Source organism: Kitasatospora sp. Xyl93, from assembly GCF_055383135.1.
The window spans coordinates 1,506,645-1,515,950 of sequence record NZ_AP029185.1 but is presented as its reverse complement, the minus strand read 5'-3'; the positions used below and the strand labels follow the sequence as shown (position 1 = coordinate 1,515,950).

Here is a 9,306-nt window from a genome sequence, read left to right as displayed (position 1 = left end):
CGCCCTCGTTGATTCGGAGCACATGATCATGGAAACGACCAACGACAGGCTCGTCGAAGCACTTCGCACCTCCCTCAAGGAAGCCGAGCTGCTCCGGCAGCAGAACAGCGCGCTCCTTGCGGCGTCGAGCGAACCGATCGCGATCGTGGGTGCGGGCTGCCGGTTCCCGGGCGGTGTGACGGGTCCCGAGGAGTTCTGGGACCTGGTGGCCGGCGGTGTCGATGCGGTGGGCGGGTTCCCGTCCGACCGCGGCTGGGAGGCCTTCGAGGAGGCGTTCGGCCGAGGGCAGACGTACCGGCGACAGGGCGGATTCGTCTACGACGCGGCCGAGTTCGACGCGGGGTTCTTCGGGATCAGCCCGCGCGAGGCGCTGGCGATGGACCCGCAGCAGCGGCTGCTGCTGGAGACCTCGTGGGAGGCCATCGAGCACGGCGGGATCGACCCGAAGTCGCTGCACGGGTCGATGACCGGTGTGTTCATCGGAGCGAACACGTCGGGGTACAGCTCGGTTCTGCCCGTCGAGGACACCAGCCTGGACGGCTACCGGCTGATCGGTGCGGTGTCGGCGGTCGCCTCGGGCCGGATCTCGTACTGCCTGGGTCTGAACGGTCCGGCGGTGACGGTGGACACGGCGTGCTCGTCGTCGCTGGTGGCGATGCACCAGGCGATTCTGGCGCTGCGGTCGGGTGAGTGCTCGATGGCGCTGGCCGGCGGCGTGGCGGTGATGGTGTCGCCGGGTGCGTTCATGGAGTTCGCCCAGCAGGGCGGTATGGCGTCCAGTGGCCGGTCGAAGGCGTTCTCGGAGGAGGCTGACGGTATCGGCTGGGGCGAGGGCGCGGGCATGGTGCTGCTGGAGCGGCTGTCCGATGCCCGGCGCAACGGGCACCAGGTGCTGGCGGTGATCCGTGGCAGTGCGGCGAACCAGGACGGTGCGTCGAACGGTCTGGCGGCGCCGAACGGTCCCTCGCAGCGGCGGGTGATCCGTGCGGCGCTGGCGAACGCGCAGCTGTCGGCGGCGGACGTGGACGTGGTCGAGGCGCACGGCACCGGGACGACGCTGGGCGACCCGATCGAGGCGCAGGCGCTGCTGGCGACCTACGGGCAGGCCGAGGACCGGGCCGCCGACCGGCCGTTGTGGCTGGGGTCGGTGAAGTCCAACATCGGGCATTCGCAGTGCGCGGCCGGTGTGGCCGGTGTGATCAAGATGGTGATGGCGCTGCGGCACGAGGTGCTGCCGAAGACGCTGCACGCGGACGAGCCGTCCTCGCACGTCGACTGGACGTCCGGGAACGTGCGGCTGCTCCAGGAACCGGTGGCGTGGCCGGCGGGTGGGCGCCCGCGCCGGGCGGGCGTGTCGGCGTTCGGTGTGAGCGGTACGAACGTCCACCTGATCGTGGAGGAGGCCCCGGCGGCCGTCGAACCCGAGACGCGGGAAGTCGAGGCGCTTCCGGTGTTCGCCGGTGGGGCGTCGGCTTGGCCGGTCTCCGGCCAGAACGCTGCGGCGCTGGCGGGTCAGGCGGGTCGGCTGCGTGAACACGTGGTGGCGCGGCCGGAGTTGTCGGTCGGCGATGTGGCCTGGTCGTTGGCGACGACGCGGTCGGCGCTGGAGCACCGGGCCGTCGTGCTCGGCGCGAACCGGGATGAACTGGCGGCGGGGCTGACGGCCGTCGCCACCGGGCAGCCGGCGGCGGGTGTGGTCACGGGGTCGGTGGCGGCCGCTGGTGTGGGGCGGACGGTGTTCGTCTTTCCGGGGCAGGGCAGTCAGTGGGTTGGGATGGGTCGCGAGTTGGCGGAGGTTTCGCCGGTGTTCGCGGCGCGGTTGGCGGAGTGTGCTGCGGCTCTGGCGCCTTATGTGGATTGGCAGTTGGACGATGTGTTGGCGGGCCGGCATGGTTTTGAGGCCGCTGATGTGGTGCAGCCGGCGCTGTGGGCGGTGATGGTGTCGCTGGCCGCGGTGTGGGAGGCGGCCGGTGTCGCACCGGAGGCGGTGGTGGGTCACTCGCAGGGTGAGATCGCCGCTGCCGTCGTCGCGGGGATCCTGTCCCTCGACGATGCCGCGAAGGTGGTGGCTCTGCGGAGCAGGACCCTGAAGGCGCTTGCCGGTCGCGGTGGGATGCTGTCGATCGCGGAGCCGGTGGACGGTGTCCGCGCCCGGATCGCTTCGTACGGTTCCCGCCTGTCCATCGCGGCCGTGAACGGTCCGTCGGCGACGGTCGTCTCCGGTGACGCGGATGCGCTGCGCGAACTCGCGGACTCCTGCGGGGAGTCCCCACGCGCCCGGATGATCCCAGTGGACTACGCCTCGCACAGCGCCCACGTGGACGAGCTGCGCGAGGAGATCCTTTCGGTTCTCCAGGGCATCGCGCCGACCGAGGCCCGCATCCCGATGGTGTCGGCGCTGACGGGCGAGTGGCTGTCCGGTCCGGAGCTGGACCCGGCGTACTGGTACGCGTCGCTGCGCGAGACCGTGGAGTTCGACCGCGCCGTGCGGATCCTCGGCGACGCGGGACATGGCGTTTTCCTGGAGGTGTCCCCGCATCCGGTGCTGACCCCGGCGATCGGTGACAGCCTGGAGGAGCGCTCCCCGGTCGTGGTCGGCACGCTGCGACGTGACGAGGGTGGCGCGCAGCGTCTGCTGACCTCGCTTGCCGAGGCGTACGTCCAGGGCGCTCCCGTCGACTGGGCGTCGGTGCTCGGCGGCGGCACGGCGGTCGCGCTGCCGACCTACGCGTTCCAGCGGCGCCGCTACTGGCCCGAGGCCCCGGCGGTGGAGCGGGCGAAGCTGTCGGTGGACGACTGGCGCTACCGCATCACCTGGCAGCCGGCCACCGCGAGCGGCCCGGCGGACCTGTCCGGCACTTGGCTGGTCGTCGGCGACGGTCCCGACGCGACGACGGTCGCCGAGGCGCTGGCCGGTCAGGGTGCCGAGGTCGTGACGGCCGCTGGCCCGGAGCACCTTGGCGCGGTGCCGGCCGAGGGCGTGGCCGGTGTGGTGTCGCTGCTGGCCCTGGACGAGACGCCGCTCGCCGACCACCCGCTGGTTCAGCGCGGGCTGGCGGAGACCGTCGAGCTGGTGCAGGCGTTGGGTCGGGCCGGGGCCACCGCTCCGTTGTGGGTGCTGACCCGGGGCGCGGTGGCCGTCGGCCCGGACGAGGTGACGACGAGCCCGGTGCAGACGCAGGTCTGGGGTCTCGGCCGTACGGTCGGTCTGGAGCATGCGGACCGCTGGGGCGGTCTGGTCGACCTGCCGCCGGTCGTGGACGCCGATGCCGCGGTCCGTCTGGTCGGTGTGTTCGCAGACGGCCGGGAGGACCAGGTCGTGGTGCGGCCATCCGGGGTGTTCCTGCGCAGGCTGGTACGGGCGGAGGCCCGTCGCGTCGAGTCGGAGGACTGGTCGCCGCGCGGCACCGTCCTGCTGACCGGCGGCTCGGGTGCCATCGGTGTGGTCCTCGGTCCGTGGCTGGCCGAGCACGGTGCGCCGAGGGTCGTTCTGACCTCCCGCTCCGGCCCGTCGGCGCCCGGGGCGGCGGCGCTCGCGGCCACGCTGGTGCAGGCTGGTTCGGCCGTCGAGGTCGTGTCGTGCGACCTGACGGTGCGTGAGCAGGTCACGGCGATGGTGTCGTGGATCGAGAACACCGGCCCCGGCCTGTCCACCGTCCTGCACTCGGCGAACACCCCGTTCCTCGCACGGCTGGAGGACACCGATCGCGACGGGCTCGCCCTGGCGGTCGGTGCGAAGGCGGCCGGCGCTGTCCACCTGGACGAGGCGACGGCCGACCTGGGCATTGACGAGTTCGTGATGTTCTCCTCGATCTCCGCCACCTGGGGCAGCAACGACCACGCCGCGTACGCGGCGGGCAACTCCTTCCTGGACGGGCTCGCGGAGGACCGTCGCGCCCGTGGCCTGCCGGGGACGTCGATCGCGTGGGGTGTGTGGAACACCCGCGACTGGGACGCCGTCGACGCGGTGATGGACCAGGCGCCCGGCCGGGTGACCCCGCACCGGTTGTTGCGGCAGGGCATGAACTTCCTGGACACGGAGCGGGCGCTGACGGCGCTCGGTGAGGTGCTGGCCGACGACGAGACGTTCATCGCGGTCGCGGATGTGGAGTGGGAGAAGTTCGCGCCGGTGTTCACGGCCGCGCGCCCGCGTCCGCTGCTGGACACCATCCCCGAGGCGCAGGAGGACACCGCCCCTCGTACGGTCGACGAGCAGCGCAGCGAGTTCGCCGCCCGCCTGGCGGGCCTGCCGGTGGCCGAGCGGCGCCGGAGCGTCGTGGAGCTGGTGCGGACGCAGGCGGCCGCGGTGCTGGGCCACGACTCGGCGGACGAGATCGTGGCGAGCCGGGCGTTCCGGGAGCTGGGCTTCGACTCGCTGACCGCCGTGGACCTGCGCAACCGCTTGAATGCGGCCGTGGGCGTCCGGCTGCCGTCCACGGTGATCTTCGACCACCCGAGCGCGTCGGCGCTGGCGGATGAGATCCTGGCCGCGCTGTTCGGGTCGGACTCGGACGAGGACCAGACGGTGACGGCGGCGGCGGTGTCGACCGATCCGATCGCGATCGTCGGCATGGCCTGCCGCTACCCCGGTGGCGTCCGGACTCCGGAGGAGCTGTGGGAGCTCCTGGCGGCGGGCGGCGACGCGATCGGCGCGTTCCCGGCGGACCGCGGCTGGGACGTCGACGCGCTCTTCGACCCCGACCCGGACGCCGAGGGCTCGACGTACGTCGTCGAGGGCGGATTCCTCAGCGGGGCTGCGGAGTTCGATGCGGGGTTCTTCGGGATCAGCCCGCGTGAGGCGCTGGCGATGGACCCGCAGCAGCGGCTGCTGCTGGAGACCTCCTGGGAGGCCGTCGAGCGGGCCGGCATCGACCCGAAGTCGCTGCACGGCTCGGCGACCGGCGTCTTCGTCGGCGCGGCTTCCTCCGGCTACATCGGCGCCGCGAGCGGCGAGGCGGGAGCCCAGGCGCACCTGATCACCGGGAACGCGCTGAGCGTGCTGTCCGGCCGGATCTCGTACTCCCTGGGCCTGGTGGGCCCGGCGGTGACGGTGGACACGGCGTGCTCGTCGTCCCTGGTCGCGCTGCACCAGGCGGTGCAGGCGCTGCGATCGGGCGAGTGCGACGTCGCTCTCGCCGGCGGTGTGACGGTGATGGCCGACCCGGGCGAGTTCGTCGGCTTCTCGCGCCTGCGGGCGCTCGCCTCCGACGGCCGCTGCAAGGCCTTCGGCGAGGGCGCCGACGGTATGGGCATCGGCGAGGGCGCGGGCATGCTCGTGCTGGAGCGCCTCTCCGAGGCGCAGCGCAAGGGCCGTCGGATCCTGGGCCTGGTGCGCGGCTGCGCGATCAACCAGGACGGTGCGTCGAACGGTCTCACGGCGCCGAACGGTCCGGCTCAACGGCGGGTGATCCGTGCGGCGTTGGCCAACGCCCGGATCTCGGCGGCGGACGTGGACGCGGTCGAGGCGCACGGGACGGGTACGGAGTTGGGTGACCCGATCGAGGCGGGTGCGCTGTTGGCGACGTACGGCCAGGAGCGGTTCGAGGACCGGCCGTTGTGGCTGGGGTCGGTGAAGTCGAACATCGGGCACGCGCAGCAGGCCGCGGGTGTGGCGGGTGTGATCAAGATGGTGATGGCGCTGCGGGCCGGCGTGCTGCCGAAGACGCTGCACGCGGACGAGCCGTCCTCGCACGTCGATTGGGAGGCGGGCAACGTCCGTCTGCTGCAGGAGGCGGTGGAGTGGCCGGCGGGTGAGCGGCCGCGCCGGGCGGGCGTGTCGGCGTTCGGGATCAGCGGCACCAACGCGCACGTGATCATCGAAGAGGCCCCGGCCGCGATCGACGCGAGTGACCCGGCTCCCGCCCCGGCTGTGGAGAGCGGGGCCCAGGCGTGGGTGGTGTCCGGTCGTAGCGCGGGGGCGCTGGCGGGTCAGGCCGGTCGGCTGCGTGAACATGTGCTGGCGCGGCCGGAGTTGTCGGTCGGCGATGTGGCCTGGTCGCTGGCGACGACGCGTGCGGCGCTGGAGCACCGGGCCGTCGTGCTGGGCGGCGAGCGGAGCGAGTTCGCGGAGCGTCTGGCGGCGGTGGCCACGGGGCAGCCGGCGGCGGGTGTGGTGACCGGGTCGGTGGCGGCCGCTGGTGTGGGGCGGACGGTGTTCGTCTTCCCCGGTCAGGGGAGTCAGTGGGTCGGGATGGGGCGCGAGCTGGCGGAGTCGTCGCCGGTGTTCGCCGCCCGGCTGGCGGAGTGTGCTGAGGCCCTGGCGCCGTATGTGGACTGGCAGTTGGATGACGTGCTGGCTGGCCTTCACGGCTTTGAGGCCGCTGATGTGGTGCAGCCGGCGCTGTGGGCGGTGATGGTGTCGCTGGCCGCGGTGTGGGAGGCGGCCGGTGTCGCTCCGGAGGCGGTGGTGGGTCACTCGCAGGGTGAGATCGCCGCCGCGGCGGTGGCCGGGATTCTCTCCCTCGACGATGCCGCGAAGGTGGTGGCTCTGCGGAGCAAGACCCTGAAGGTGCTGGCCGGTCGCGGTGGGATGCTGTCGATCGCGGAGCCGGTGGACGGTGTCCGCGCCCGGATCGCTTCGTACGGTTCCCGCCTGTCGGTTGCGGCGGTGAACGGTCCGTCGGCGACGGTCGTGTCCGGTGACGCGGACGCGCTGCGTGAACTGGCGGACTCCTGTGGGGATTCGCCGCGTGCTCGGATGATTCCGGTGGACTACGCGTCGCACAGTGCCCACGTGGACGAGCTGCGCGAGGAGATCCTCTCGGTTCTCCAGGGCATCGCGCCGACCGAGGCCCGGATCCCCATGGTCTCGGCGCTGACCGGCGCGTGGCTGTCCGGCCCCGAGCTGGACCCGGCGTACTGGTACGCGTCGCTTCGGGAGACGGTGGAGTTCGACCGCGCCGTGCGCATTCTCGCCGATGCGGGGCACGGGGTGTTCCTGGAGGTGTCGCCGCATCCGGTGCTGACCCCGGCGATCGCAGACAGCCTGGAGGAGCGCTCTCCGGTCGTGGTGGGCACGCTGCGACGTGACGAGGGTGGCGCGCAGCGTCTGCTGACGTCGTTCGCCGAGGCCTACGTGCGGGGACTTCCCGTCGACTGGGCTGGGCTCGTGGGCGGTGGTTCGACGGTGGACTTGCCGACGTATGCGTTCGAGCACCGTCACTACTGGCCGGAGGCGGTGGCCGAGGTTGCCGAGGGTTCCGTCGTCGATGCCGAGTTCTGGGCGGCGGTCGAGGGCGGGGACGCCGACGGCCTGGCGGCGGCGTTGAACATCGATGGTGACCGGTTGGGCGAGGTGCTGCCGGCGCTGGCCGACTGGCGGCGCCGTGAGCGGGCCGGGTCGGCGGTCGCGGATTGGCGGTACCGGGTGTCGTGGGTGCCGGTGAGCGAGTCCGGCGGGGTGCTGGCCGGAACGTGGCTGCTGGTCGGGGACGGCGCCGATGCGGGCGTCGTGGCGAAGGCGTTGGCGGATCACGGTGCCGATGTCGTCACTGCGGATCGTCCTGACCGGATCGGTCAGACTGTGGCCGCGTGCTCCGATCTGCGGGGTGTGGTGTCGCTGCTGGCGTTGGAGGAGTCGCCGGTGGGGGCGTTCCCGCTGGTTCCGGGTGGTCTGGCGGCGACGGTCGCGCTGGTTCGGGAGCTTGGCCGGCTCGGTGTGTCCGCTCCGCTGTGGGTGGTCACGCGGGGTGCGGTGGGTGCGGTCGCGGGTGATGTGGTGCGGCCGGTGCAGGCGCAGGTGTGGGGTCTGGGTGCCGTGGCGGCGTTGGAGTTGGCGGGCCGCTGGGGCGGGTTGATTGACTTGCCGGCTGCCGTGGATGCGCGTACGGGTGCGCGGCTTGCGTCCGTCCTGGTCGGCGATGAGGATCAGGTGGCGGTGCGTGCGGGCGGGGTGGTGGCGCGGCGGTTGGTGCGTGCCGGCCGTCCGGTCGTGCGTGAGGTGTGGTCGCCGCGTGGTTCGGTGCTGGTGACGGGCGGTACGAGTGGTGTGGGTGCGATCACCGCCCAGTGGGTGGCGGATCGTGGTGCGTCGCGGGTGGTGCTGACGTCCCGTTCGGGTCCGGGTGCCGCCGGTGTGGCGGAGCTGGCGGCGTCGATCGCGGCTCGTGGTGCGGCGGTGCAGGTGGTGGCGTGCGACGTCGCCGACCGGGCCTCCGTGGCAGGCCTGCTCGACTCGATCGACGCGACGGGCCCGGCGTTGTCGTCGGTGGTCCACTCGGCCGGAACGGGCGGCAGGACACCGGTGGAGCAGCTGTCGGTGGCCGAGCTGTCGCGGTTGCTGTCGGCGAAGGTCGGTGGCGCGATGGTGTTGGACGAGTTGACGGCGGGTCGGGATCTGGACGCGTTCGTGTTGTTCTCGTCGGGTGCGGGTGTGTGGGGCAGTGGTGGCCTGGGTGGTTACGCGGCGGCGAACGCGCATCTGGACGCGTTGGTGGAGGACCGTCGTTCCCGGGGTCTGGTGGCCTCGTCGGTCGCGTGGGGTCTGTGGTCCGGTGTCGGTATGGCCGCGAGCTCGGGTGGTGAGCGGTTGCGTGAATTCGGGATGGAGGGTATCGACGGGCGTCGGGGCATGCTGGCGTTGGGTCAGGTCCTGGACGCGGGTGAGGGTGCGATGGTGGTGGCCGGTTTCGACTGGTCGCAGTTCGTGCCGACGTACACCCTGCACCGGGCGAGCCGTCTGCTGGCGGACCTTCCCGAGGTGCGTGCCGTCCTGGCCGCCGAGGCCGTCACCACCGCGACCGAGGAAGTCGGCGAGTGGGCGGGCCGGTTGGCCGGCATGCCGGTCGCTGAGCAGCGTCAGGTCCTGACCGACCTGGTGCGGGGTCACGCGGCCGCGGTCCTCGGCCACGAGTCGGCGGACGACGTGCTGCCGCAACGCGCGTTCAAGGAGCTGGGCTTCGACTCGGTCGGAGCGGTCGAGCTGCGGAACCGCCTCTCCAAGGTGCTCGGTGTCAAGCTGGCCTCCACGATGGTCTTCGACCACCCGAACGCCACCGCCCTCGCGGACTACGTACGAGGTGAGCTGGTCGGCACCGGCGGAGCGGACGACGGCGATCCGGTGCTGGAGACCCTGGAGCGGCTGGCTGCCGAACTGGACTCCGTCGACGGGGGAGCCGACGCGCGCCAGGACATCACCGAGCGCATGCAGACCCTGCTGTCCCGGTGGATGCGGCGCGGCGCCCCCGGGACCGGCGCGGAGGACGGCGGCGCCGCCGTCACCCGGCAGACCGTGGCCGGACAGCTCAACGAAGCCTCGGCCGACGAGGTTCTGGACTTCATCAACAAGGAACTGGGGGCGTCGTGATG

At 72.4% G+C, this 9,306-nt stretch carries 1 protein-coding gene; it reads left to right on the top strand.

The window, feature by feature from the left end; all coding sequences use genetic code 11:
* Positions 1-28: 28 nt before the first annotated feature.
* Entirely contained in the window at positions 29-9,304 is a 9,276-nt protein-coding gene (locus tag ACZ5GH_RS06395; RefSeq protein ID WP_464333680.1) for a type I polyketide synthase, read from the top strand.
* The last annotated feature ends 2 nt before the right edge of the window (positions 9,305-9,306 follow it).